General features: G+C 72.9%; 19 protein-coding genes and 1 pseudogene. 13 read left to right on the top strand and 7 right to left on the bottom strand.

Going from position 1 to position 21,107, the window contains the following annotated elements; translation table 11 throughout:
* Positions 1 to 70: 70 nt before the first annotated feature.
* The 3 genes from IG54_RS0120065 (at position 71) to IG54_RS0120075 (ending at position 4,087) form a co-directional block, all read left to right on the top strand.
* A complete protein-coding gene (locus tag IG54_RS0120065; protein WP_030785925.1) occupies positions 71 to 1,141 on the top strand; it encodes an ATP-dependent DNA ligase in 1,071 nt (356 codons plus the stop codon).
* A 157-nt stretch (positions 1,142 to 1,298) separates the two neighbouring features.
* The gene (locus IG54_RS0120070; RefSeq protein WP_030785928.1) at positions 1,299 to 3,092 is read left to right on the top strand and encodes a hydroxysqualene dehydroxylase; all 1,794 of its coding nucleotides are present in this window, start codon (positions 1,299 to 1,301) and stop codon (positions 3,090 to 3,092) included.
* Between the two features lie 62 nt (positions 3,093 to 3,154).
* Positions 3,155 to 4,087, top strand: coding sequence for a DUF3048 domain-containing protein (locus tag IG54_RS0120075; protein WP_030785931.1), 933 nt, complete (start codon positions 3,155 to 3,157; stop codon positions 4,085 to 4,087).
* Positions 4,088 to 4,094: 7 nt separating this feature from the next.
* On the opposite strand, the gene IG54_RS0120080 is transcribed toward IG54_RS0120075, so the two are convergent.
* A complete protein-coding gene (locus tag IG54_RS0120080; RefSeq protein ID WP_030785934.1) occupies positions 4,095 to 4,562 on the bottom strand; it encodes a MarR family winged helix-turn-helix transcriptional regulator in 468 nt (155 codons plus the stop codon).
* A gap of 163 nt (positions 4,563 to 4,725) precedes the next feature.
* Between IG54_RS0120080 and IG54_RS0120085 the strand changes: the two genes are divergently transcribed.
* The 6 genes and pseudogenes from IG54_RS0120085 to pcaD all read left to right on the top strand — a co-directional run.
* A complete protein-coding gene (locus IG54_RS0120085) occupies positions 4,726 to 5,481 on the top strand; it encodes a CoA transferase subunit A (protein ID WP_030785936.1) in 756 nt (251 codons plus the stop codon).
* Positions 5,481 to 6,128 carry a 3-oxoacid CoA-transferase subunit B gene (locus IG54_RS0120090; protein WP_030785938.1) on the top strand — a complete coding sequence of 216 codons (648 nt, stop codon included), beginning with the start codon at positions 5,481 to 5,483 and terminating at the stop codon, positions 6,126 to 6,128. The genes IG54_RS0120085 and IG54_RS0120090 overlap by 1 nt, the downstream gene beginning before the upstream one ends.
* Positions 6,129 to 6,328: 200 nt before the next feature.
* Complete coding sequence (pcaH, locus tag IG54_RS0120095; protein ID WP_037897481.1) at positions 6,329 to 7,072, top strand: protocatechuate 3,4-dioxygenase subunit beta; 744 nt, start codon at positions 6,329 to 6,331, stop codon at positions 7,070 to 7,072.
* Entirely contained in the window at positions 7,072 to 7,641 is a 570-nt protein-coding gene (gene pcaG, locus IG54_RS0120100; RefSeq protein WP_030785943.1) for a protocatechuate 3,4-dioxygenase subunit alpha, read from the top strand. Before pcaH ends, pcaG begins: the two co-directional genes overlap by 1 nt.
* Positions 7,638 to 9,029 carry a 3-carboxy-cis,cis-muconate cycloisomerase gene (gene pcaB / locus IG54_RS0120105; protein ID WP_030785946.1) on the top strand — a complete coding sequence of 464 codons (1,392 nt, stop codon included), beginning with the start codon at positions 7,638 to 7,640 and terminating at the stop codon, positions 9,027 to 9,029. Before pcaG ends, pcaB begins: the two co-directional genes overlap by 4 nt.
* Positions 9,026 to 9,796: pseudogene (gene pcaD, locus IG54_RS0120110) on the top strand (3-oxoadipate enol-lactonase); the annotation flags it as partial. The gene pcaB and the pseudogene pcaD, both read left to right, overlap by 4 nt.
* 26 nt (positions 9,797 to 9,822) lie before the next feature.
* On the opposite strand, the gene IG54_RS0120115 reads toward pcaD, so the two are convergent.
* A complete protein-coding gene (locus IG54_RS0120115; protein WP_051819709.1) occupies positions 9,823 to 10,794 on the bottom strand; it encodes an SDR family oxidoreductase in 972 nt (323 codons plus the stop codon).
* A gap of 50 nt (positions 10,795 to 10,844) precedes the next feature.
* Positions 10,845 to 11,609 carry an SDR family oxidoreductase gene (locus tag IG54_RS0120120; protein ID WP_030785955.1) on the bottom strand — a complete coding sequence of 255 codons (765 nt, stop codon included), beginning with the start codon at positions 11,607 to 11,609 and terminating at the stop codon, positions 10,845 to 10,847.
* 68 nt (positions 11,610 to 11,677) lie between these two features.
* Between IG54_RS0120120 and IG54_RS0120125 the strand changes: the two genes are divergently transcribed.
* From IG54_RS0120125 to IG54_RS0120140, 4 genes are read left to right on the top strand one after another with little or no spacing between them, the layout of a single operon-like run.
* A complete protein-coding gene (locus IG54_RS0120125; protein ID WP_030785958.1) occupies positions 11,678 to 12,451 on the top strand; it encodes an enoyl-CoA hydratase family protein in 774 nt (257 codons plus the stop codon).
* Positions 12,448 to 13,329 carry a CoA transferase subunit A gene (locus IG54_RS0120130; protein WP_030785968.1) on the top strand — a complete coding sequence of 294 codons (882 nt, stop codon included), beginning with the start codon at positions 12,448 to 12,450 and terminating at the stop codon, positions 13,327 to 13,329. The genes IG54_RS0120125 and IG54_RS0120130 overlap by 4 nt, the downstream gene beginning before the upstream one ends.
* Positions 13,326 to 14,117: a CoA-transferase subunit beta gene (locus IG54_RS0120135; RefSeq protein ID WP_030785971.1), complete on the top strand. Its 792-nt coding sequence runs from the start codon at positions 13,326 to 13,328 to the stop codon at positions 14,115 to 14,117. The genes IG54_RS0120130 and IG54_RS0120135 overlap by 4 nt, the downstream gene beginning before the upstream one ends.
* Before the next feature lie 17 nt (positions 14,118 to 14,134).
* Entirely contained in the window at positions 14,135 to 15,214 is a 1,080-nt protein-coding gene (locus IG54_RS0120140) for an NAD(P)H-dependent flavin oxidoreductase (RefSeq protein WP_051819710.1), read from the top strand.
* A 255-nt stretch (positions 15,215 to 15,469) separates the two neighbouring features.
* Here the strand turns inward: IG54_RS0120140 and IG54_RS0120145 are convergent, their stop codons facing one another.
* The 4 genes from IG54_RS0120145 to IG54_RS0120160 all read right to left on the bottom strand — a co-directional run bounded on the left by IG54_RS0120145 (position 15,470) and on the right by IG54_RS0120160 (position 20,984).
* Complete coding sequence (locus tag IG54_RS0120145) at positions 15,470 to 18,121, bottom strand: ATP-binding protein (protein ID WP_030785976.1); 2,652 nt, start codon at positions 18,119 to 18,121, stop codon at positions 15,470 to 15,472.
* Between the two features lie 159 nt (positions 18,122 to 18,280).
* Positions 18,281 to 19,438: an acetyl-CoA C-acetyltransferase gene (locus tag IG54_RS0120150; RefSeq protein ID WP_030785978.1), complete on the bottom strand. Its 1,158-nt coding sequence runs from the start codon at positions 19,436 to 19,438 to the stop codon at positions 18,281 to 18,283.
* A gap of 46 nt (positions 19,439 to 19,484) precedes the next feature.
* Complete coding sequence (locus IG54_RS0120155; RefSeq protein WP_030785980.1) at positions 19,485 to 20,072, bottom strand: TetR/AcrR family transcriptional regulator; 588 nt, start codon at positions 20,070 to 20,072, stop codon at positions 19,485 to 19,487.
* A 117-nt stretch (positions 20,073 to 20,189) separates the two neighbouring features.
* Positions 20,190 to 20,984 (bottom strand): SDR family oxidoreductase, encoded by a 795-nt coding sequence (locus IG54_RS0120160; RefSeq protein WP_030785982.1) that lies wholly within the window; start codon positions 20,982 to 20,984, stop codon positions 20,190 to 20,192.
* Between the last annotated feature and the right edge of the window lie 123 nt (positions 20,985 to 21,107).

Below are 21,107 nucleotides of genomic sequence, written 5' to 3' on the forward strand. Positions count from 1 at the left end.
GCCACGCTAAGCGGGGAGAACATTCGGCGCACACCGGGCGGTATGGCGTGATTCCCCGCAGAATCGGACTATGGATCTGCCGGTGATGCCGCCCGTGAAGCCCATGCTCGCCAAGCCCGTCGCGAAGATCCCGCCGGGCATGCAGTACGAGGCGAAGTGGGACGGCTTCCGCGCGATCGTCTTCCGCGACGGTGACGACATCGAGATCGGCAGCCGTACGGGCAAGCCCCTCACCCGCTACTTCCCCGAACTGGTGGAGGCCCTGCGGGAGCGGCTTCCGGAGCGCTGCGTGATGGACGGCGAGATCGTGATCGCCAGGGACGGGCACCTGGACTTCGACGCCCTCACCGAGCGCATCCACCCCGCGGCCTCGCGGGTCGCGACGCTCGCCGAGCGCACCCCCGCCTCCTTCGTCGCCTTCGACCTGCTCGCCCTCGCGGACGCCTCCCTGCTCGCCACCCCCATGGCCGAGCGGCGCGCACGTCTGGAAGCGGCCCTCTCCAAAGTGACGCCCCCTGTCCACGTGGCACCGGCGACCACCGACGCGGAGGTGGCGCGGCACTGGTTCGAGCAGTTCGAGGGCGCGGGCCTCGACGGCGTCATCGCCAAGCCGCTCGACCTGCTCTACCGCCAGGACGAACGCGTCATGTTCAAGGTCAAGCACGAACGCACGGCGGACTGCGTGGTCGCGGGCTACCGCTTCCACAAGAGCGGCCCGGTGGTCGGCTCGCTCCTCCTCGGCCTGTACGACGACGCGGGCGCCTTGCAGCACGTGGGCGTCGCCGCCGCGTTCTCCATGAAGCGGCGCGCGGAACTCGTCGAGGAGCTGGAGCCGCTGCGGATGGAATCCGCAGCGGCGCACCCGTGGGCGGCCTGGGCGGACGAGGCGGCGCACGAGACGGCGCGGCTGCCGGGAGCGCCGAGCCGCTGGTCCGGGAAGAAGGACCTGTCGTGGGTGCCGGTGCGCCCGGAGCGGGTCTGCGAGGTGGCGTACGACCACATGGAGGGTGGCCGGCGCTTCCGCCACACGGCGCGCTTCCGCACCTGGCGCCCCGACCGGGCCCCGGAGAGCTGCACGTACGCCCAGCTGGAGGAGCCGGTGCGGTACTCGCTCACGGATGTCCTGGGACCGCCGCGCTGACGCGTCGTTGCGCGACTCCCCTTCGCACCGTGACCACGGGTGCACCGTAATCACGCCAAAGTATGAAGCCGCGTCTGCGTCTCTTCCGCCTCACCAGTCCGCGACCGTATGCTCCTGCGCCTGACACGTCAGTTACCGACGGTAAGGGGGGCGGGGCATGGGGTACAGCGATGCCGCAGGAAGCACGCGGCGGGGGTTCGTCGCGGGGGCCGCGGCGGTCGGCGGGACCGCCGCGCTGGGCGTGGGAGCGGGCGCGCTGCCCGCGGCGGCGGCCACCCCGGCCGCGCCACGCGCCAAGCAGTCCGTGGCCGTGCTCGGCGGCGGGGTCGCGGGGCTCACGGCCGCCCATGAGCTGGCCGAACGCGGCTTCGCCGTGACGGTCTACGAACGCAGGGCGCTCGGCGGCAAGGCCCGCAGCATGGACGTACCGAACAGCGCGAAGGGCAACCGCAAGCCGCTGCCCGGCGAGCACGGCTTCCGCTTCATCCCGGGGATCTACCACAACCTCCCGGACACCATGCGCCGCATCCCCTTCCCCGGGAACGCGAACGGCGTGTGGGACAACCTCGTCGCGCCCCGCGAGATGTCGTTCGCGCGCACGGGCCGCGAGGACATCCGCATGCCGATCCCGTGGCCGGGCAGCGAGCCGGAGAAGCTCACGCCGGACGACATCGCGCGGGCGCTGACCGCCCTCCTCGACACCGCGTTCAACCTGCCCGCGCACGAGGTCGCGTACTTCGTCAACCGCGCCCTGGTCTTCCTGACCAGCTGCGACGAGCGGCGCGACGACGACTGGGAGTCGACGCCCTGGTGGGACTTCGTGCGCGCCGAGAGGATGTCGAAGGACTACCAGCGCATCCTCGCGATCGGCGTCACCCGCAACATCGTGGCGACGAAGGCCGAGGAGGCCAGCACCCGCACGGTCGGCACGCTCGGCGAGGCCTTCGTCTTCAACGCGCTCGGCCAGGGCGCGGACGGCCCGCCCGACCGCCTCCTGAACGCCCCCACGAACGAGGCGTGGATCGATCCGTGGGTGGCCCACCTGACCTCGCTCGGGGTCGAGTTCCGTATCGGCTGGACGGTGCGCGAACTGGCGTTCGGCGGTGGCCGTGTCACCAAGGCGGTGATCGAGGACCCCGAGGGCGTACGCCGTGACATCACCGCCGATCACTACGTGCAGGCGATGCCGGTGGAGCACGCGCGCAGGACGTGGAGTGCCGCGATGAAGGCGGCGGACCCGCAGCTGGCGCGCTGCGACAAGCTTCAGACGGACTGGATGACGGGCATCCAGTTCTATCTGACCGAGCGCCCGCCCCTCGTGAAGGGGCACTTCAACTGCATCGACTCGCCCTGGTCGCTGACGGGCATCGCGCAGGCGGGTCACTGGCCCGAGCGCGACTTCCCCGCCGACTACGGCGACGGCGTCGCGGTCGACTGCCTGTCGGTGGACATCTCCGAGTGGGACAAGCCGGGGATGCTCTACGGCAAGACGGCCAAGCAGTGCACGCGCGACGAGGTCGCCAAGGAGGTGTGGGCGCAGCTCAAGGCCGCGCTGAACGACACCGGGAAGACGGTCCTGAAGGACAGCAAGCTGCACTCGTGGTTCCTCGACCCGGGCGTCGACGGCCTCGGCACGCCGAACCCCACCAACGAGGACGAACTCCTCATCCACCCCGTCGGCACCTTCCACAACCGCCCCTCCGCCGCGACGAGGATCCCCAACCTCTTCCTCTCCGGGGACTACGTGTCCGTGGACATCGACCTGGCGACGATGGAGGGCGCCAACGCCTCGGCCCGCGCGGCCGTCAACGCCCTGCTGAAGCAGGCGGGATCGGATCAGCGGCCGTGCACGGTGAAGCCGCTGTACCGGGCCCCGGCGATCGAACTGGCCAAGCGCCACGACCGCACCCGCTACCGACTCGGTCTGCGCAACGCGCTCGACCTGGGCTGAAAAATGGTGAGAAATGCCGAGAAACGGGGCGTACGGGGTATGACGTACGCATGAGACGGTTGATGCGAACGCGTACGCGGGCCGGGGCGGTGGTGCTCGCCGCCCTGGCGGCCGGCTGCACGGTGCAGCCCGACGAGCCCGCCGAGAGGGGAACGCCCGCGGGCGGCCCCCCTGCGGACGATGGAACGGTCCTCGCCGTGAAGCTCGACAACGTAGGCCCCGCGCGCCCGCACACGGGTCTGGACGCCGCGGACGTCGTGTACGCCGAACAGGTGGAGACGGGACTGAGCCGCCTGATGGCGGTGTACGCCTCCCGGGTGCCGCCCGCGATCGGGCCGGTGCGCAGCGCGCGCGAGACGGATCTCGAACTCCTGCGGCAGTTCGACCGGCCCGTGCTCGCGTTCTCCGGAGCGCAGTCGAAGCTGCTTCCGCTGATCGCGGGCACGCCGGTACGCGCCCTTCCGCCGGACAAGGCGTCCGAGGACGCCTACTACCGGGACGACGACAGGGTCGCGCCGCACGACCTCTTCGTACGCCCCGAGGCGCTGAAGGCCACTCCGCGCGCGGGCGCCCTGGCGAGCACGGGGTTCCGGTTCGGGCCGCCCCCGGCGGGCGGCACTCCGGAGACGCACCGGACGGTCAGCTTCCCTTCGGCGAGCTTCACCTTCGACTGGGTGGAGTACGAGGGTCGTTGGCGCATCGCCCTGGACGGGGAGCGGGCGCGGGCCGCCGACGGCAAGGAGCTGGGCGCGTCCACGGTCGTCGTGCAGTACGTGAAGGTACGGCCGTCCCGCTTCCACGACCGGTCGGGCAATGTCTCACCGTTCACCGAGACGGTCGGCGAGGGCAAGGCGCGCGTCCTGCGGGACGGGCGTGCCTACGAGGCACGCTGGGCGCGGCCGTCGCCCGAGGACGGCACGGCGTTCACGACGCCCGACGGCAAGCGGCTGCCGTTCGCCAAGGGGCAGGTGTGGGTGGTGTTCGCGAAGGCGTGAGCGCGCTTCAGCGGTGCGGGGCCGCCAGCGGCTCCTCGGGGTTGCGCAGGCTCTCCGCGGCGTCGGCCACGCGCTGGATCAGGTCGAAGAAAACGGTCTGCTCGTCGGTGGAGAGCGGGGCGAGGAACACCTGGTTCATCCGGGCGGTGCGCACGGTCAGCCTGCGGTGCGTGCGCCTGCCCTCCTCGGTCAGGCGCAGCAGATAGCGGCGGCCGTCCTGCGGGTCGCGGACCTTGTCGAGCAGCTCGCGGCGGATCAGCCGGGTGATGACCTCGGCGACGGTGGAGCGGTCCAGTCCCACCCGCTCCCCCACGGTGCGCTGATCTAGGCCGGGCTCGGCGACGAGGGCGTTGAGGACCGCGAACTGCGGTGAGGTGATCTCCTCGGAGACCATGGTGTTCCACAGGAGGTAGTGGGCCTGTTGCAGGCGCCGGGCCAGGTGCCCGGGGTGGGTGGCCAGGTCCACCGCGACCATGGGGTCCTCCGCTTCTCCGGCTCTTTTCATCGGTGCACTGAACAATACCCCGCCGCGATCCCGCCTGCTGCCCACTCTTGCCAGGCAGTTGAGGGCACTCCTATCCTCACAGGAATACTCAGTGCCCTGACTAATTCGGGCCGGGACGAGTGGGGGCGCGCGGATGGACAAGGTGGTGGCCACGGCCGCCGACGCGGTGGCCGACATCGCGGACGGGGCGTCGCTCGCGGTCGGCGGCTTCGGCCTGAGCGGCGTACCGAACGAGCTGATTCGGGCGCTGCACGCGTCGGGGGCCGCGGAGCTGCGGGTGGTGTCCAACAACTGCGGGGCGCTGGACTCGGGCCTCGCGGTGCTCCTGGCGGCGGGCCGCATCGCGCGCGTGACCGGTTCCTACATCGGCGCCAACAAGGAGTTCGCCCGGCAGTACCTGGGCGGCGAGCTGGAGGTCGAGATGATCCCGCAGGGCACGCTGGCCGAGCGGCTGCGGGCGGGCGGCGCCGGCATCCCGGCGTTCTACACCCCGGCCGGGGTGGGCACGCAGGTCGCCGACGGCGGGCTGCCCTGGCGCTACGACGGCGAGGGCGGGGTCGCCGTCGCGTCCCCGGCCAAGGAGGTACGGGAGTTCGACGGCATCCCGTACGTCCTGGAGCACGGCATCCGGACCGACTTCGCGCTGGTGCGGGCGGCGCGGGGCGACCGGCACGGCAACCTCGTCTTCGCCAAGTCCTCCCGCAACTTCAACCCGCTCGCGGCGATGGCGGGGCGCGTCACCGTCGCGGAGGTGGAGGAGCTGGTGGAGCCGGGCGGGATCGATCCGGACGCGGTGCACCTGCCGGGGATCTTCGTGCAGCGCGTGGTCGCGCTCGCCCCCGGGCAGGCGGCGGAGAAGCGGATCGAGAAGCGGACGGTGAGCGGCTGATGCCCTGGACCCGTGAGCGGATGGCCGCCCGCGCGGCACGCGAACTCCGCGACGGCCAGTACGTGAACCTGGGCATCGGCCTGCCCACTCTGATCCCCAACCACCTGCCCCCGGGTGTGGAGGTGATCCTGGAGTCCGAGAACGGCGTCCTCGGGGTGGGCCCCTATCCCACCGAGGCCGAGGTCGACCCGGACCTGATCAACGCGGGCAAGGAGACCGTGACCGTGCTGCCCGGCGCCTCCTTCTTCGACTCGGCGCTCTCCTTCGGGATGATCCGCGGCGGCCACATCGATGTCGCCGTGCTCGGCGCGATGCAGGTCTCCGCGCGCGGGGACCTCGCCAACTGGGCGGTCCCCGGAAAGATGATCACCGGGATCGGCGGGGCGATGGACCTGGTGCACGGTGCCCGCACGGTCATCGTCGTCATGACGCACACCGCCAAGGACGGCACCCCGAAGGTCGTCGAGGAGTGCGGGCTGCCGTTGACCGGCAAGAGGTGCGTGGACCGGATCATCACCGATCTGTGCGTGCTTGACGTGACGGAACAGGGTCTTGAGCTGGCCGAATTGGCCCCGGGGGTCGGCGCGGACGAGGTCGTCGCGAGGACCGGGGCGGAGGTTCTGCTGCCGGCCGGGGGCGCGTCGTGAGCAGGCGGGGTACCCGCGGCGTCACCGCTGCCCGACGCGCCTGACCCACCTGCCCCGCTGTCACGCCTCTACGGAGTCACCGACGCATGGCCGCACACCAGGAGCCGCAAGAGATGACCCTGACCACTTCCTCCTCCCCGAACCCTTCCTCGCCGTCCGCCGAGCCACCCGAGCTACCCGATGGGCTCAGCCAGGATGCGATGGACGCCGAGGTCGCCAAGGCGGCCGAGGTGGCCGAGGCGCGGGGTGCCTCCACCGCCCGGCACCATCCGCCACGCGACTACCCGCCCTACCGCAGCAGCCACTTCCGCCACCCCAAGCAGCCGCTGGTCCCGCTGCGCGACCCCGAGGCGGTGGAGCTGAGCGGCCCCGCGTTCGGCGTCACCGACGTCACCGCCCTGGACCGCGATCTGACGCGACAGCACCAGGGCGAGCCGCTGGGCGAGCGGATCACCGTGTCCGGCCGGGTCCTCGACCGGCGCGGGCGGCCGGTGCGCGGCCAGTTGGTCGAGCTGTGGCAGGCCAACGCGTCCGGCCGGTACGCCCACCAGCTGGACCAGCATCCCGCGCCCCTCGACCCGCACTTCACGGGCTTCGGCCGCTGCCTGACCGACGACGACGGTGCGTACTCCTTCACGACCATCAAGCCGGGCGCCTATCCGTGGCGCAATCACGTCAACGCCTGGCGTCCCGCGCACATCCACTTCTCGCTCTTCGGCACGGCGTTCACCCAGCGCCTGGTCACTCAGATGTACTTCCCCGGGGACCCGCTCCTCCCCTACGACCCGGTGCTGCGCTCGGTGACCGACGAGTCCGCGCGCCGGCGTCTCGTCTGCGCGTACGACCACGACCTGTCCGTCCCCGAGTGGTCGCTCGGCCACCGCTGGGACATCGTCCTGGACGGCCCGTCCGCGACCTTCTTCGAGGAAGGCGACCCCCACTGATGCCCCCGCACGCTCGCCCGCCGCTGCCCACGCCCTCCCAGACCGTCGGCCCCTTCTACGGCTACGCGCTGCCCTTCCCGCGCGGCGGTGAGGTCGCGCCCGACGGCCACCCGGACACCCTCACGCTGCACGGGTACGTGTACGACGGCGCGGGGCAGCCCGTCCCCGACGCCCTGATAGAGACCTGGCAGCCCGCCCCGGACGGCTCGCTGACGGGAGCGCCCGGGTCGCTGCGGCGCGACCCCGTGACGGGACGGGCCATCGGGCGCGACGGGGTCGCGTTCACCGGATTCGGCCGGGTGCCGACGGACGCGGACGGCCACTGGGCGGTGCGGACGCTGCCGCCGGGCGGCGTCTCCTACATCTCGATCGCCGTCTTCGCGCGCGGGCTGCTGCATCACCTCTACACGCGCGCGTACGTGGTGGACGAACCCGGTGACGCGCTCCTCGGCTCCCTGGACGCGGACCGGCGCGCCACGCTGATCGCGCGCGGCGAGGCCCCGCGCACGTTCCGGTTCGACATCCGGCTCCAAGGGGCGGGCGAGACGGTCTTCCTGGAGTTCCCGTGAGCGGCCTGTTCTCCCCCGGCCCGGCGGGTTCCGCCGCCGAGGAGGCGACGAGCGACCTCGCCTTCCTCCAGGCGCTGCTGGACGCGGAGGCGGCGCTGACCCGCGCCCAGGCGGCGGTCGGTCTCGCCCCCGGGGAGGCGGCCTCGGCGGTCACCCGAGCGGCCTCGGACGCGAGCCGCTTCGACGCCCGTTCCCTCGCGCTCCGCGCGCGGGAGGGCGGAAACCCGGTGATCCCCCTGGTGGCGGACCTGACCGCGGCGGTGCCCGCCCACGCGGCGCCCTACGTCCACCGGGGCGCGACGAGCCAGGACATCCTCGACACGGCCCTGATGCTGCTCTCCGCCCGGACGCTGGACCTGCTCCTCGCGGACCTGGCCCGCGCGGAAGGCGCCCTGGCCCGTCTCGCGGCGCGGCACCGCGACACGGTGATGCCGGGCCGCACGCTGACGCAGCACGCGGTGCCGACGACCTTCGGTCTGAAGGCGGCGGGGTGGCGCTCACTCGTACTCGACGCGCGGGACCGGGTCGCGGGGGTCCGGGGGACGCTCCCGGCGCAACTGGGCGGCGCGGCGGGGACCTTGGCGGTGTTCGGGGCGTACGGGATGGACGGGCTGTACGGAATGGACGGGCTGTACGAGGGCGAGGGACTGTCTCGGGGCGAGGGGCGCCGCGTGGTCGGCGAGGCCGGTGGGCGCCTTGTGACGGCCTACGCGCGCGAGGTGGGGCTGGCCGAGCCGCTGCTGCCCTGGCACGCCCTCCGTACCCCCGTCGCCGACCTCGCGGCCGCCCTCGCCTTCACCGCGGGAGCCCTCGGCAAGGCGGCCGCGGACGTCCTCACGCTCTCCCGTACCGAGATCGCCGAGCTGTCGGAAGGATCGGGGGGCGGCTCCTCCGCGATGCCCCACAAGGCGAACCCGGTCCGCGCCACCCTCATCGCCGCCGCCGCGCGCCGCGCGCCCGCCCTCGCGGCGACCCTGCACGGCTCGCTGGCCGCCGAGGACGAGCGGCCCGCGGGCGCCTGGCACGCCGAGTGGGAGCCACTGCGCGACCTGCTCCGCCTGACCGGCGGCGCCGCCCGGGACGCGGCCGAGATGGCCGAGAATCTGCGCGTCCATCCGCAGGCCATGCGCGCCCACCTCGATCTCACCGGGGGGCTGATCGTCTCCGAGCGGCTCGCCGCCGAGCTGACGCCGCTGCTCGGCCGCGCCCGCGCGCGGCGGCTCCTGACCGACGCGGCCCGGCGTGTTCGCGCCGAGGGGCGCACACTCGCGCAGGTCCTCACGGAAGAGCCCGGCCTGAAGGACGTGGACCTCACCGAACTCACCGACCCCGCCCACTACACCGGCTCCGCCGCCGCCCTCACCGACCGCGCCCTGGAGCGACGTTGACCACCGACACGACCGGCAAGCTGCCGCACCACACCGCCGAGGGTCCGCAGAGCGCTCCCCCGCTCCTCCTCGGCCCGTCCCTCGGCACCTCCACCGCCCTGTGGGACGGGGTCGCGCCCGAACTCGCCGCCGCCCACCGGGTCGTACGCTGGGACCTGCCCGGCCACGGCCGCTCCCCCGCCGGTCTGATCGGGCCCGGTGCCACGGTCGCCGATCTCGCCGGGCTCGTCCTGGCGCTGGCCGACTCGCTCGGCATCGACCGCTTCGCGTATGCGGGTGCCTCGCTCGGCGGCGCCGTCGGACTGCACCTCGCCGCCCACCACCCCGAGCGCGTGACGCGCCTCGCGGCGGTCTGCACCTCGGCTCACTTCGGTGGCACCGAACCGTGGCGGCAGCGGGCCGCGACCGTCCGCCGGGAGGGCCTGTCCCACCTCGCACGGGCGGCGCCGCAACGGTGGTTCACCCCCGGCTTCACAGTGCCCGCCCTGGTGGCGGACCACCTGGCCGTCGATCCGGGCGCGTACGCCGCGTGCTGTGACGCCCTGGCCGCGTACGACCTGCGGGACGCCCTGGCGTCGATCGGCGTGCCCACGCTGGTGCTCGCAGGCCGCGAGGATCCGGCGACGCCGCCCGCCCACGCCAGGGAGATCGCCGACGCCGTACCGGGCGCGTCCCTCAGGGAACTGGCGGGCGCCTCCCACTTGGCGCCCGCGGAACGCCCGGCCGCCGTAGCCGCGGCCCTGCGTACCCACTTCGCCGCGGCCGCCGAGGCCGAGTGAGGGTCCGCCGCGGCTCACCGTGCCCCGTACACCGGCCGCGGTGGCTCCGCGTCGGCGAGGAGTCCTCGGGCCGCCTCGCCCGCCTCGGCCGGGGTCCAGCGGGCGCCCTTGTCCGCGGTGGGGCCGGGGCGCCAGCCCTCCATGACCGTGATGCGGCCCGCTTCCACCTCGAAGACGCGGCCGGTGACGCCTTCGGAGGCGGCGGAGCCGAGCCAGACGACCAGCGGGGAGACGTTCTCCGGGGCCATCGCGTCGAAGGCGCGGGGTTCGGGAACGGCCATCGCGTCGGCGAAGGTCTGTTCCGTCATACGGGTGCGGGCGGTGGGGGCGATGGCGTTCACCCGCACTCCGTAGGAGGCCAGTTCGGCGGCGGCGACCAGGGTGAGGCCGAGGATGCCGGCCTTGGCGGCGCTGTAGTTGCCCTGCCCGACGCTCCCCAGGAGGCCCGCCCCCGAGCTGGTGTTGACCACGCACGCGTGCGGCACGCGCCCGGCCTTCGCCTCGGCCCGCCAGTGGCCCGAGGCATGCTTCAGGGGAAGGAAGTGGCCCTTGAGGTGAACCCTCATGACGGCGTCCCAGTCGTCCTCGTCGAGGTTGACCAGCATCCGGTCGCGCAGGAAGCCCGCGTTGTTGACGAGTGTGTCCAGGCGGCCGTACGTGTCGAGGGCTGCCCTTACCAGCGAGGCCGCGCCCTCGGGTGTCGCGATGTCGCCGCCGTGCGCGACGGCCTCACCGCCCGCGGCACGGATCTCCTCGACCACGGCGTGCGCGGGTCCGCCGGGTTCCCCGGGGCCGCCCGGCTCGCCGGAACCGTCCCGTCCCACACCGAGGTCGTTGACGACGACCTTGGCGCCCTCGGCCGCGTACGCGCGCGCGTGAGCACGGCCGAGACCGCGGCCCGCGCCCGTGACGATCACGACGCGGCCCGCACAGATCCCAGCAGGGGCGGGCGGCGGTGTAACGGCTGACGTGGCGTCTGCGGCCATACGGCAACTCCCTTGGTGGAGTTCGGTCGGTGGGCTTCAGCTGGGGGACTTCAGTGGTTGGCGGAGGCGGCGTCCAAGAAGGCGGGGCGTTCGCCGCCGCCGTGCAGGTGCAGTGCGGCGCCGCTGATGTAGCGGGCGCGGCAGGAGGCGAGGAAGACGCAGGCGTCGGCGACGTCGGAGGGGTCGGCGAGGCGGCCGAGCGGGACCGTACGGGCGACCCGCGCGACGCCCTCGTCGTCGCCGTAGTGCAGATGGGCGCTCTCGGTGCGGGCGAGGCCGAGGACGACCGTATTGACCCGTACGGCGGGGGCCCATTCGACCGCCATGGTCCGCGCGAGGTTCTCCAGGCCCGCCTTCGCGGCGCCGTACGCCCCGCTGCCCGGCGAGGGCCGGGTGCCGCTGACGCTGCCGATCATCGTGATGCTGCCGCCCGTCTCCTGGGCGCGCATCACGTCGTACGCGGCGAGCGAGGCGTACAGCGGGGCGAGCAGGTTCAGTTCGACGATCCTGGCCTGGCGGGCCGGGGCGGTACCGGCGAGGAGGCCGAAGGGCGTGCCGCCCGCGTTGTTCACAAGGACGTCCACCGTGCCGTGGGCGGCGGCCACTTCGCGGAAGAAGGCGGGGGCGGCTGCCGCGTCCCGCAGGTCGAGCGCACGGAACTCGGCGGTGGCGCCCGCCGCTTCGACCGGCTCGTCGGGCGGCCTACGGGCACAGACGACGACCCGCGCCCCGGCGGCGAGGAAGCCGCGGGCGATTCCGGCGCCGACGCCGCGGGTGCCGCCGGTGACGACGACCACCTGTCGGGTGTCAGTCATCGCTGCTACCTTTCCAACTAACAAATGTTTGGTTGAAGGCGTGTGGTCGAAAGGTAGCGGATCCGCTGATGTCTGTCTCCACCTCCGTCCCGGACAAGGGCGTGGCCGTCGTCACCGTCGACCACCCACCTGTCAACGCCCTGCCCGTGCGCGGGTGGTTCGACCTGGCCGACGCCGTGCGCGCCGCGGGGCGCGATCCCGCCACGCGCTGTGTGGTGCTGGCCGCCGGGGGCCGGGGGTTCAACGCGGGCGTGGACATCAAGGAGATCCGCGGCGACAGCGGCCACGGCGCACTGGGCGGCCACAGTGCGCTGATCGGCGCCAACCGCGGCTGCGCCGCGGCCTTTTCCGCGGTGTACGACTGCGAGGTGCCGGTCGTCGCCGCCGTGCACGGCTTCTGCCTGGGCGGCGGCATAGGCCTCGTGGGGAACGCGGACGCGATCGTGGCCAGCGAGGACGCCACCTTCGGCCTGCCCGAGCTGGACCGGGGCGCGCTCGGCGCGGCCACGCACCTGTCCCGCCTGGTCCCGCAGCACCTGATGCGCGCGCTGTACTACACCTCGCGCACGGTGACGGCCGCCGAGCTGCACGCGCACGGTTCGGTGTGGCAGGTGGTCCCCCGCCCGGAGCTGCCCGCGGCGGCCCTGGAGCTGGCACGCGAGATCGCCCGCAAGGACGGCTCCCTGCTGCGCTTGGCGAAGGCCGCGATCAACGGCATCGACCCGGTCGACGTCCACCGCAGCTACCGCTTCGAGCAGGGCTTCACCTTCGAGGCGAACCTGAGCGGTCTCGCCGACCGCGTCCGCGCGGGCTTCGGGCCCCAAGGGGAGGGCAGGGCATGACGCACTCGGCACGGACGGGCAAGGCGATGACGCCCGACGAGATCGTGGGGCGCCTGGAGAGCGGGATGACACTCGGCATCGGCGGCTGGGGCTCGCGCCGCAAGCCGATGGCACTGGTGCGCGCCCTGCTGAGGTCCGGCGTCACGGACCTGACCGTCGTCTCGTACGGCGGCCCGGACGTCGGTCTGCTCGCCGCCGCGGGCCGGATCCGCAAGCTGGTTACGGCGTTCACGACGCTCGACTCGATCCCTCTGGAGCCGCATTTCAGGGCGGCACGCGAGCGTGGCGACTTCGAACTCGTCGAGCTGGACGAGGCGATGTTCATGCAGGGCCTCACCGCGGGCGCCCAGCGGCTGCCCTTCCTGCCCGTCCGCGCGGGCCTCGGATCGGACGTCCTGCGGGTCAACCTCCGGCTGCGCACGGTCACTTCGCCGTACGAGGACGGGGAGCGGCTCGTCGCGGTGCCCGCCCTGCGGATGGACGCGGCGCTGGTGCACATGAACCGCGCCGACCGCTTCGGCAACGGCCAGTATCTGGGCCCCGACCCCTACTTCGACGACCTGTTCTGCGAGGCCTCCGACACCGCGTACGTCTCGTGCGAACAGCTCGTAGACGCCGCCGGGGGGCTCGCCGAGCACGCGGCGCCCCAGACGCTGCTGATCTCACGGCACTCGGTGACGGGCGTGACACAGACACCCAGGGGCGCGCACTTCACCTCCTGCGTGCCCGACTACGACCGCGACGAGCCCTTCCAGAAGGCGTACGCCACCGCCGCGGCCGACCCCGAGGCTTGGGGTGCCTTCCGTGACCGCTTCCTCGGCGGTACTGAGCTTGACTACCAACTGGCCGTCCAGGCCTGGCACAAGGAGCAGCGATGACGCCGACCGGAGCTGCGCCCGCGTCGAAGGGGCGGGCCGTCACCCGCGCCGAGTACTGCGTGATCGCCTGCGCCGAGGCGTGGCGGGGCGGCGGCGAGGTCCTCGCGTCCCCCATGGGCACGATCCCGGCCATCGGCGCGCGCCTCGCCAAGCTGACGTTCTCCCCCGATCTGTTGCTCACGGACGGCGAGGCGCTGCTCATCGGCGATGTCCCGGCCCTCGGCTCCGCGTCGAGCGTGACGGAGGGCTGGCTGCCGTACCGCAGGCATCTGACGATGGTGATGGGCGGGCGGCGGCACGTGATGATGGGCGCGAGCCAGATCGACCGCTTCGGGAATCAGAACATCTCGTGCATCGGCGACTGGGAGCGCCCCCGGCGGCAGCTGCTCGGTGTGCGCGGCGCCCCGGCCAACACGATCAACAACCCGGTGAGTTACTGGATCCCGCGGCATTCGACGCGGGTCTTCGTCGAGAAGGTCGACATGATCAGCGGCGTCGGGTACGACAGCGCGGCCGCGGCCGGCCCCTCGGCGACCCGCTTCCACGATCTGCGCCGCGTCGTCTCCGACCTCGGGGTCTTCGACTTCGCTACGCCCGATCACGCGATGCGGCTGGTGTCCCTGCACCCGGGCGTCACCCTCGGCCAGGTACGCGAAGCCACCGGTTTCGCCCTGGCCGTTCCGGCGGGCGACGTCCCGCACACCCGCGAGCCGACGGACGAGGAGCTGCGGGTGATACGGGACGTGGTGGACCCGGGAGGCATGCGAGAGCGCGAGGTGCGCGCGTGACGGCGACCCCGCCCGTCATCGAGACCCCGCTGACCCGGCTGGCCGGGGTGCGGCATCCGATCGTGCAGACCGGCATGGGCTGGGTGGCGGGGCCCCGCCTGGTGTCGGCCACGGCGGGCGCGGGGGCGCTCGGCGTCCTGGCCTCCGCGACCATGACGGTCGAGCAGCTGCGCGCGGCCGTCCGTGAGGTCAAGTCCCGTACGGACGCGCCGTTCGGGGTCAACCTGCGGGCCGACGCGGGGGACGCGCGGGACCGTGTCCGGATCATCGTCGACGAGGGTGTGCGGGTCGCGTCCTTCGCCCTGGCGCCGTCGAAGGCGTTGATCGACGAGCTGAAGGACGCGGGCGTGGTGGTCATCCCCTCGATCGGTGCGCGCCGGCACGCGGAGAAGGTCGCCGCGTGGGGCGCGGACGCGGTGATCGTGCAGGGCGGTGAGGGCGGTGGCCACACGGGCGAGGTGGCGACGACGGTCCTGCTGCCCCAGGTCGTCGACGCGGTGGACATCCCGGTGATCGCGGCGGGCGGGTTTCACGACGGGCGCGGCCTGGTCGCCGCTCTCGCCTACGGCGCGGCGGGCGTGGCGATGGGCACGCGTTTCCTGCTCACCTCGGACTCCCCGGTGCCGGCCGCGGTCAAGGCGCGCTATCTGGCGGCCTCCGTCAAGGACATCACGCTCACCACGCGCGTGGACGGCCTCCCGCACCGGATGCTGCGTACAGAGCTGGTCGCCGCCCTGGAGAGGTCGGGCCGGATCGCGTCCCTGGCCCGGGCGGTGCGGCATGCGGCGGCGTTCCGGAAGGTCTCCGGTCTCGGCTGGACGAGGATGGCGCGCGACGGCCTCGCGATGAAGCACGGCAAGGACCTGACCTGGAGCCAGATGCTCCTCGCGGCGAACACGCCGATGATGCTCAGGGCTGCGATGGTAGACGGCCGCCCGGAGGCGGGGGTCATGGCATCGGGCCAGGTAGCGGCCCTGATCGAGGACCTTCCGTCGTGCGCGGAGCTGGTGGAGCGGGTGATGGTGGAGGCGGAGGAGGTGAGGGAGCGGCTCGCAAGGTTGGGCCAGTCCGGCGTCGGAGCGGGGAACCAAAATTGAGCCCGCCCGGCGATGCAGAACCGGTGAATCGCAACTGATCCCGCCCGGCGAGCTGGAGGGCCGGGGAGCCAAGAATAAGCCCGTCCGGCGATTGAGGACCGGGGTCCGGGGCGGAGCCCCGCGGCGTCCGCGCCAACCCCCGAGCCCGGGGTCGGACCCAGCACAAGGCGCGGCCAGCCTCAGCCCCGTACCAGCGACAAGCGCGGCGCGGCCAGCCTCAGCCCCGTACCAGCGACAAGCGCGGCGCGGCCAGTCTCAGCCCCGTACCAGCGACAAGCGCCCCCGCGCCTGCGCGACCAGGCCGTCCGCCCCGCAGCTCACCGCCAGAGCCAGCCCCCGTTCCAGATCCGGCACGGAATCCGCGGCGATGCCGTACTCGACCCGGGCCACCGCGTGTTCGTACGCGCAGGGCGAGGCCTCCAGATAGGTGGCGGCCTGGCGGTAGAGGGCGACGGAGCGGGCCCCGGTCTCCAGAGCGGCGGCACACCGCAGCGCCTCGCCGATCGCGGTGTCCGTGCCGAACCGCTCGGCCTGCATCCGGGCGTCGGCGACGAGGCGCGCGGCCCGCTCGGGGTCCTCGTGGGCCAGGGCGCGGGCGAGGTCGTAGGCCCAGGGCGCGAGCACGGTGTTGTACTGGTCGCGCGCGGTCAACGCCTTCGCCGTGGATTCCAGCTCGGCAAGCCCCTCGCTCGTGTTCCCGAGGGCGAGCAGCAGCCTGCCGCGCACGCACGGCGCGTCGGGTACGTAGATCGTGGAGGCGGAGGGCGGCGCGAAGCCGTAGCGGTCGGCGATCGCGCCCGCCTCGTCGATGTGCCCGCGCGCCAGCAGTGTGTCGACGAGCATGCTGGCAGCCTCCCAGTGCATGGGCAGGCCCTGGCCGACGCGGTCGGCGAGGCGCAGGCTCTCGCGCAGGGAGCGCTCGGCGTCGATCAGCCGCCCGCGCCTGCGGTACACATAGCCGAGGAAGGCGTGCGAGAGGGCGAGGTGCCCACCGCTCCAACCCGCCGTCTCGTACGCGCGTACGGCCTCGGTGAACAGGCTCTCGGCGCGGTCGAGCCGGTCCGCGAAGGCGTACGAACCGCCGAGCATCAGGCGGAGTTCGAAGCTCCATTCCGTGTCGGTCCAGCCGAGTCCCGGCGCGAGGCGGCCGTTGACGAGGGCGCGGTCGCACAGCTCGACGACCAGTTCCGCGTTCTCCCCGCGGGTCATGGCGTCGAAGGCGCGCAGGATCAGCAGGGCGCGTTCGGAGTTGTCCCGGCCGCTGAGCGGGCCGGCGAGCGCGGCGAGCTGCCGTGACCGTCCGGGCGAGTCCTCCTCGCCCGCGTGGATGCCCTCCCACATGTAGTGCACGGCTTGCAGGCGCAGCCGCGCGGGTCCCTCGTCGAGCCGTTCCACCTCCTCGTCGATGGCCCGCAGGCCTTCCTCCAGCTGGTCGTTGTGGACGAGGGCCTGGGAGAGGCGGCAGACCGCGTCGACGCGCAGCTCCTGGTCGAGGCCGCGCATGGACAGCGCCTCGCGCAGGTGCCTGATGGTGGTGACGGGTGAGGTGAGCAGGGTGGCGCAGCCCAGTTCGTAGAGCACGCGCGCGTGGATCTCGGGCAGCGGTGGTTCCTTGAGGGCCCGCTCCAGACAGCGGCGGGCCGCGTCGGGCGCGCCGACCGCGAGGTGTTCGGCGGCGGCGCGGCGCAACTGCTCGACCAGTTCGGGGTCGTCCTCCGGGTGGACCTCCAGCAGGTGCCGGGAGGCCTCGGCGGCACTTCGGCCGTCGTGGGTGACGACCGCGGCGGCGACGCCGTGCAGGGCGGTGCGGGTGGCCCCCGGGATCGAGCGGTAGATGGTGCTGGCGATCTGCGGGTGGACGAACTCCAGGCCCTCCGCGTCGCGGATCAGGATGCGTGCGGTGCACAGGCGTTCCGCGCATGCCTCTGCGGTGTCGCGGGGCATGCCGGCGAGCCGGGTCGCCATGTCGAGGGAGATGGAGGTGCCGAGGACGGCGGCCGCCCAGGCGAAGCGCGTGACGTCCGTACCAAGGTCTTCGAGGCGGGCGATCAGTCCATGGCCCTTGGCCGTGCGGTTGAGGGCGCGCAGCGCGTCCGCGGAACTCTCGACCGGTTCCAGTTCGCTGTCCTGGACCTTGGCGAGGAGTTCGACCGACTCGTACGGGTTGCCGCCGGTGACCGCCCACACCTCGCGGCAGAAGGGGGCGTCGGCGTGCTCGCCGAGCGTGGCGCGGGTCAGCCCCGCGGCGGCGTCCGGGGTGAGCGCGCGCAGGGCGGTGAAGGTGCGGGCCATGCCGGTGACCGAGGCGAGGTGGCGCGCGCCGCCCTCCTTGGCCTCGCCGGGCCGGTGGGCGATCACGACGAGGACGGGCAACTCGTCCAGGCGCCGGGCGAACGCGGCCAGCCAGTGCAGCGTCTCCTGGTCGGCCCAGTGCGCGTCGTCGATGAGCAGGACGAGGGGCCATTCGAGCTGGGCGAGGCGGGAGACCGCCGCGACGAGTCCGTCGCACACGCCTTGCGGATCGGCCTGGCGTCCGCCCGGTTCGACGATGCCGAGGGCCGGGCCCGCGATGTCGTACCAGTCGCCGAGGTACTCGCGGGCCGCTTCGGTCGAGAGGGAGACCAGTTCGGGCTGGAGGAGTTGGCGTACGACGTTGAAGGGGACGGAGGTGACCGCCTCGCCCCCGCGTGCGGACCAGACCGTGGCGCTGTGGGCCTCCGCGATACGGCGCACCTCGGCGAGCAGCGCGGTCTTGCCGATGCCCGCCTCTCCGCTGAAGGCGAGCAGGCCTCCGCCGCTTGTGGAGTCCGCGCACAGCTCCTCGACGGCCTGGGTCACCGCGGCGAGTTCGACGTCGCGCTCCCACAGCGGGGCCCAGGAGGTTCCGCCGGGCCGTCCCTGTGTCATCGCGCTACCTCCCGGGGTCGCTCAATCGACGTACAGAAGTCGAGACTAGCCGGGACGGGGCCGCTGTGGAGCGCGGTCCGCGCAGGTGGTCCTACAAGGGGTTGGGGAGAGTCCGCTTCCCGTGCGCCGCGGGGGCCGGAAGGGTGGCCGAAGGGGCGGTCAGAGACGCTCGATGATCGTCACGTTCGCCTGCCCGCCGCCCTCGCACATGGTCTGGAGGCCGAACCGGCCGCCGATGCGCTCCAGTTCGTGCAGGAGAGTCGTCATCAGCTTCGCGCCGGTGGCGCCGAGGGGGTGGCCGAGGGCGATGGCACCGCCGTTGACGTTGACCTTTTCCGGATCGGCGCCGGTCTCCTTCAGCCAGGCGAGGACGACCGCCGCGAACGCTTCGTTGATCTCGACGAGGTCGATGTCGTCGATGCTCATGCCGGTCTTCTTGAGCGCGTGCGCGGTGGCGGGGATCGGCGCGGAGAGCATCCGGATGGGGTCCTCGCCGCGCACGGAGAGGTGGTGGACACGCGCGCGAGGCGTCAACCCGTGGTCCCGCACGGCTCGTTCGCTCGCGAGGAGCAGGGCGGCGGCGCCGTCCGAGACCTGCGAGGAGCAGGCGGCGGTGATCGTGCCGCCGTCGAGGACGGGCCGCAGGGCCGCCATCTTCTCCAGGGTGGTGTCGCGGCGCGGGCCCTCGTCGGTCGTCACGTCGCCGTACGCGACGAGTTCACGCTCGAAGCGGCCCTCGTCGATGGCGCGGATCGCCCGCTGGTGGGAGCGCAGGGCGAAGCCCTCCATGTCGCGGCGGGTCGTGCCCCACTTGGCGGCGATCAGCTGCGCGCCGTGGAACTGGTTCACGGGCAGGTCGCCATAGCGGGCGCGCCAGCCCTCGCTGCCCGCGTACGGGCCTTCGGTGAGGCCGAGCGGTTCGGCGGCCCGGCGGGAGGCGAAGGCGATGGGGACCATCGACATGTTCTGGGTGCCGCCCGCGACGACGAGGTCCTGGGTGCCGGACAGGACGCCCTGCGCCGCGAAGTGCACGGCCTGCTGGGACGATCCGCACTGGCGGTCGATCGTCACGCCGGGCACCTCTTCGGGGAGTCCGGCGGCGAGCCAGCTGGTGCGGGCGATGTCACCGGCCTGCGGGCCGACCGCGTCCAGGCAGCCGAAGACCACGTCGTCCACGGCGGCGGGGTCGATGCCGGCGCGCTCGACGAGGGCCTTGAGGACGTGGGCGCCCAGGTCGGCGGGGTGGACCCGGGAGAGCCCTCCCGCGCGCCTGCCGACGGGGGTGCGCACCGCTTCGACGATGTAGGCCTCGGCCATGACTGCGTACTCCTCGGTCGTGGGCGCCGTGGGATGACGCGCCGCTCTACGGACGTACGGAGATGCCGTCCAGGACCATCGACAGGTACTGGCGGGCGATCTCCTCGGGGCTGTGGCCGCCGCCGGGGCGGTACCAGGACGCGGCGACCCAGACCGTGTCGCGCACGAAGCGGTAGGCGAGCCGGATGTCCAGGTCGTCACGGAAGACGCCTTCCGCGACGCCTCGCTCCAGCGTGGTGAGCCAGGCCTTCTCGAAGCGCTGCTGCGAGTCGGACAGATACTGGAAGCGGCGCTGGGCGACGAGGTGCCTGGACTCCTTCTGGTAGATCGCGACGGCGGCGCGGTGCCGGTCGATCTCCCGGAAGGACTCGGTGACGAGCGCCTCCAGCGTCTCGCGGGGCCCGAGCTGGGCCTGGAGCACGGTGTCGTACCCGTCCCACAGCTCGGTGAGGAAGGTGCGCAGGATCTCTTCGAGCATCGACTCCTTGGAATCGAAGTGGTAGTAGAGGCTGCCGGCGAGCATGCCGGCGGCGTCGGCGATCTTGCGGACCGTGGTGGCGTTGTACCCCTGCTCGGCGAAGACGTCGGCGGCGATGCCGAGGAGTTCGCGGCGGCGCTCGGGCGAGGGGCTCACCTGGGCCTTCTTCTTGCCGACGGCCCGCTTCGGCTCGTCGGCGCCCTGCTGGGACGCGCTGGTGCCCCGCTGTTCGCTGGTGCTCTGCTTCGGTTTCGACACACGGTCATTCTCCGCCTAGGCGTGCTGGCTGCTGACCGAGACCGTCTCGCCCGTCATGTACGAGGAGTAGCCGCTGGCCAGGAAGACGATGACGGTGGCTATCTCCCACGGCTGCGCGTACCGCCCGAACGCCTCGCGGGCGGTGAGTTCCTCCAGGAGCCCGGGGGAGGTGACCTTCGCGAGGTGGGGGTGCATGGCGAGGCTCGGCGCGACCGCGTTGACCCGGATGCCGTGCGGGGCGGCCTCGATCGCGGCGCAGCGGGTGAGGGCCATGACGCCGGCCTTCGCGGCGGCGTAGTGCGCCTGGCCCTCCTGGGCGCGCCAGCCGAGCACCGAGGCGTTGTTCACGATCACGCCGCCGCGCCCGTGCCCCCGGTCGTCCGCCCGCATGCGGCGCAGAGCTGCGCGCGTGCAGCGGAACGTGCCGTTCAGCGTCACGTCGATGACCTTGTCCCACTGCTCGTCGGTCATCTCGGTGAGCCGGGCCGTCCCGCCGAGTCCGGCGTTGTTCACCACGATGTCCAGATGGCCATGGCGCCGCTCCGCCAGCTCGAACAGGCCCTGGACCTGGGCCTCGTCGGTGACGTCGCACGGGACGCCGTCGATCCGGTCGGCGCCGAACTCCCCGGCGAGCGCCGCCACCGACTCCTTGGTGCGGCGCGGGTGGGCGTCACCTATGACGACGTGCGCGCCCTCCTCCAGGAAGCGGCGGGCGGTGGCGCCGCCGATGCCCGCGCCGGCCGCCGCCGTGATCACGGCGGTGCGTCCCGCGAGCAGGTCGTGTCCCGGCGGACAAGCGGGTGCGTCCATGGGCGGCCCTCCTGCTGGGTGCTGCGCACGTACTGGTTCCTGGCTGACTTCTGCTGACTTCCGGACAACCCTCGACTCTTTGAATGCCCCCAAGGTAATCTACCAAACACTTGTTAGGGAAGG

The sequence above is a fragment of the Streptomyces sp. NRRL S-920 genome, from assembly GCF_000717945.1.
Taxonomy (GTDB): domain Bacteria; phylum Actinomycetota; class Actinomycetes; order Streptomycetales; family Streptomycetaceae; genus Streptomyces; species Streptomyces alboniger.

What these genes read in the sequence shown, in the direction of transcription:
- IG54_RS0120080 (WP_030785934.1), bottom strand. Translation starts at nt 4,562, where the DNA reads ATGGTCGCGGTGGACCTGGCCACCCACCCCGGGCACCTGGCCCGGCGC.
- pcaG (WP_030785943.1), top strand. Translation starts at nt 7,072, where the DNA reads ATGCCCCCGCACGCTCGCCCGCCGCTGCCCACGCCCTCCCAGACCGTC.
- IG54_RS0120125 (WP_030785958.1), top strand. Translation starts at nt 11,678, where the DNA reads ATGTCTGTCTCCACCTCCGTCCCGGACAAGGGCGTGGCCGTCGTCACC.
- IG54_RS0120075 (WP_030785931.1), top strand. Translation starts at nt 3,155, where the DNA reads ATGCGAACGCGTACGCGGGCCGGGGCGGTGGTGCTCGCCGCCCTGGCG.
- IG54_RS0120160 (WP_030785982.1), bottom strand. Translation starts at nt 20,984, where the DNA reads ATGGACGCACCCGCTTGTCCGCCGGGACACGACCTGCTCGCGGGACGC.
- IG54_RS0120120 (WP_030785955.1), bottom strand. Translation starts at nt 11,609, where the DNA reads ATGACTGACACCCGACAGGTGGTCGTCGTCACCGGCGGCACCCGCGGC.
- pcaH (WP_037897481.1), top strand. Translation starts at nt 6,329, where the DNA reads ATGGACGCCGAGGTCGCCAAGGCGGCCGAGGTGGCCGAGGCGCGGGGT.
- IG54_RS0120150 (WP_030785978.1), bottom strand. Translation starts at nt 19,438, where the DNA reads ATGGCCGAGGCCTACATCGTCGAAGCGGTGCGCACCCCCGTCGGCAGG.
- IG54_RS0120115 (WP_051819709.1), bottom strand. Translation starts at nt 10,794, where the DNA reads ATGGCCGCAGACGCCACGTCAGCCGTTACACCGCCGCCCGCCCCTGCT.
- IG54_RS0120135 (WP_030785971.1), top strand. Translation starts at nt 13,326, where the DNA reads ATGACGCCGACCGGAGCTGCGCCCGCGTCGAAGGGGCGGGCCGTCACC.
- IG54_RS0120145 (WP_030785976.1), bottom strand. Translation starts at nt 18,121, where the DNA reads ATGACACAGGGACGGCCCGGCGGAACCTCCTGGGCCCCGCTGTGGGAG.
- IG54_RS0120085 (WP_030785936.1), top strand. Translation starts at nt 4,726, where the DNA reads ATGGACAAGGTGGTGGCCACGGCCGCCGACGCGGTGGCCGACATCGCG.
- IG54_RS0120070 (WP_030785928.1), top strand. Translation starts at nt 1,299, where the DNA reads ATGGGGTACAGCGATGCCGCAGGAAGCACGCGGCGGGGGTTCGTCGCG.
- IG54_RS0120130 (WP_030785968.1), top strand. Translation starts at nt 12,448, where the DNA reads ATGACGCACTCGGCACGGACGGGCAAGGCGATGACGCCCGACGAGATC.
- IG54_RS0120065 (WP_030785925.1), top strand. Translation starts at nt 71, where the DNA reads ATGGATCTGCCGGTGATGCCGCCCGTGAAGCCCATGCTCGCCAAGCCC.
- IG54_RS0120090 (WP_030785938.1), top strand. Translation starts at nt 5,481, where the DNA reads ATGCCCTGGACCCGTGAGCGGATGGCCGCCCGCGCGGCACGCGAACTC.